The 2,171-nt window shown below is 68.0% G+C and carries 3 protein-coding genes; 2 read left to right on the plus strand and 1 reads right to left on the minus strand.

The window, feature by feature from the left end:
* Positions 1-600 precede the first annotated feature (600 nt).
* Complete coding sequence (locus tag PYR91_RS36210; protein WP_279787518.1) at positions 601-975, plus strand: VOC family protein; 375 nt, start codon at positions 601-603, stop codon at positions 973-975.
* A gap of 95 nt (positions 976-1,070) precedes the next feature.
* On the opposite strand, the gene PYR91_RS36215 is transcribed toward PYR91_RS36210, so the two are convergent.
* The gene (locus PYR91_RS36215; protein ID WP_279787520.1) at positions 1,071-1,310 is read right to left on the minus strand and encodes a hypothetical protein; all 240 of its coding nucleotides are present in this window, start codon (positions 1,308-1,310) and stop codon (positions 1,071-1,073) included.
* 191 nt (positions 1,311-1,501) lie between these two features.
* Between PYR91_RS36215 and PYR91_RS36220 the strand changes: the two genes are divergently transcribed.
* Positions 1,502-1,873 carry a ClpX C4-type zinc finger protein gene (locus PYR91_RS36220; protein ID WP_279787522.1) on the plus strand — a complete coding sequence of 124 codons (372 nt, stop codon included), beginning with the start codon at positions 1,502-1,504 and terminating at the stop codon, positions 1,871-1,873.
* Positions 1,874-2,171 lie beyond the last annotated feature (298 nt).

Here is a 2,171-nt window from a genome sequence, read left to right on the forward strand (position 1 = left end):
GAAGGACCAGGCCGCAGGGCGAGTGACCTGGCACGACAGTGCGTGGGCCCTGTCGATGGCGCCAGTGTTCGTCCCACGCCGACGAGGTGTCAACGTTCACCGAAAGATTGCGAAGCCCCAGCCTTTCACAGGAGAACATCAGCCCTGGTTAGCGCGCATCCATAGCTCTGGCGTGCGGAGATATTGAATGAAAGTTTCGACACGTCTCCGAAATATGAGCATGACACCAACAGCACGAACCGTGATCGCACCACCCACGCCCAGGCGCGCGCCAACGCGCCCCACTCCCCGCGAAGAGCCACGCCAGCCGCCCCCGCAGGGCCGCAGCGGCGATGGCTACCGCCGACCCACAATCCGCAGGCGCCGCCCCGCGCAGGGACCCGCGGGTCAGTGGCTGACGTCGACCCACACCTGGCAGTCACCGGCCCCCTTCGCGAGGGCCCGCTGGACCGGCGCCTGACGTAGGTCCACACCTCGCGGGCGCCTCCCCGCGTGGAGGCCCACAGCGGCGCCCGCCCCCGGCGCCTGCCCCCGGCGCACGGCCCGCTCAGCGCCTCAGCGTCGCCGTAAATTGTCGTAGCCGAGTCGCATAATGCGGCAATGACGCAGCCACCTCAGCACCGGCACCACGCCATCGACTACATAGAGCTCACGGTCACCGACCTGGAGCAGGCCAAGCGCTTCTACACCGAAGCCTTCGGCTGGCGATTCACCGACTACGGCCCCGAGTACGCCGGCATCCAGAACCCACAGGGCGCCCCCGCCCCCGAAGTAGGCGGCCTCCGTACCGACCAGCAGGTACGACCGGGCGGCCCACTCGTACTCCTCTACTCCAATGACCTCGACCAGTCGGTAACCGCCGTCGAGAACGCCGGCGGCAAAGTGGTGGACGGCCCCTACGACTTCCCCGGCGGCCGCCGCTTCCACTTCACCGACCCAAGCGGCAACGAACTAGGCGTCTGGGCCGAAGCGTAAACCGCCACCCCGACGACAACCCCCGTCAGGCGACGCCGAGCCCCACGGGAGCCACGACTCCCAGGAGCAAGAAGACCCCGCCGAGCCGGTACGCCTCACCAGCGAGGCGGGGTCTCGACCTCTACCTCGACGCGCTGATCCTTGTCGATGATCTTCGCGTTCGGCACGTCACCTTCCCCGACCGACGTGACACCCGGTCGAGGCGCCTCCCCGGAGCAGTCGCCACTGACCAAGAGCACCCCCACCATGAGAACGAAAGCAACGCCGACCCCAACCGCCTGCCACCAGCGCCACACCCGTCCCTGCCTGAACCCCAGCAGACCCTTCGCAGTCACCCGTCTCCTCCGATGCGCCAGAGCGCAGGGCGTACGACCTGCGGAGCAGCGCCACGACCTCGGCGCGATCACTTTGCGACACCGCACACGCTGACGCCCTCACCAGAAGGGACGCACGCCCACCTTAGGTTGTCAGGGTTTCCCTGACGAGCTAATCTGTCAGGGAAGCCCTGACGGATTAGGAGTGCACCATGCCCCCCTCCGACACCCTGACTGAACTAGCCCGGTGCTCCTTCTGCAACAAGCCGGAGACCGAGGTCGACAAGCTGGTCGCCGGCGCCGGAGTGCACATCTGCAACGAGTGCGTAGCTCTAGCCACGGAGATCATCGACGGAACCCCCACCGCCCCCGCAGGACCACGGCTACCCATATGGGTGTCGTTGACAGACGACGAAATGCTGAGCCACATCCCCCGCGTCGCCTCCCACATCAACCAGGCCGAGGCCGACCTACGCTCATGGGTACACGAACTACGCCGACGCAACGTCACCTGGACAAGAATCGGCGAAGCCCTCAAAATCACCCGCCAATCCGCCTGGGAGCGCTTCTCCGGCGAGGAGTGATCCGCCACAAGCCAGGCCGTACACACCTCGTGGCCCACAGACAAGAACCGCCGCCCTGCCAATCAGCATGCCTGCCCCTCACTCAACGCAGACGTACCAAAGCCTCAGGGGGCCGCGCGGGCATAGGTTGAACGGGTTTCCTCAGAACCGTGTGAGTGTGGCGGGGGGGGGGGGGGGGGGGGGGGCCCCCCCGGGGGGGGGGGGGGGGGGGGGGGGGGGGGGGGGGCGTGCGGCCGGCCGGGGGAGCGGGCAGGAGGGCGATGCCTTCGAGGGCGGTGTCGGTGGCGCCCGCGAGCTC

Source organism: Sphaerisporangium sp. TRM90804 (genome assembly GCF_029846175.1).
In the GTDB taxonomy this organism is placed as follows: Bacteria; Actinomycetota; Actinomycetes; order Streptosporangiales; family Streptosporangiaceae; genus Sphaerisporangium.

What these genes read in the sequence shown, in the direction of transcription:
- PYR91_RS36210 (WP_279787518.1), top strand. Translation starts at nt 601, where the DNA reads ATGACGCAGCCACCTCAGCACCGGCACCACGCCATCGACTACATAGAG.
- PYR91_RS36220 (WP_279787522.1), top strand. Translation starts at nt 1,502, where the DNA reads ATGCCCCCCTCCGACACCCTGACTGAACTAGCCCGGTGCTCCTTCTGC.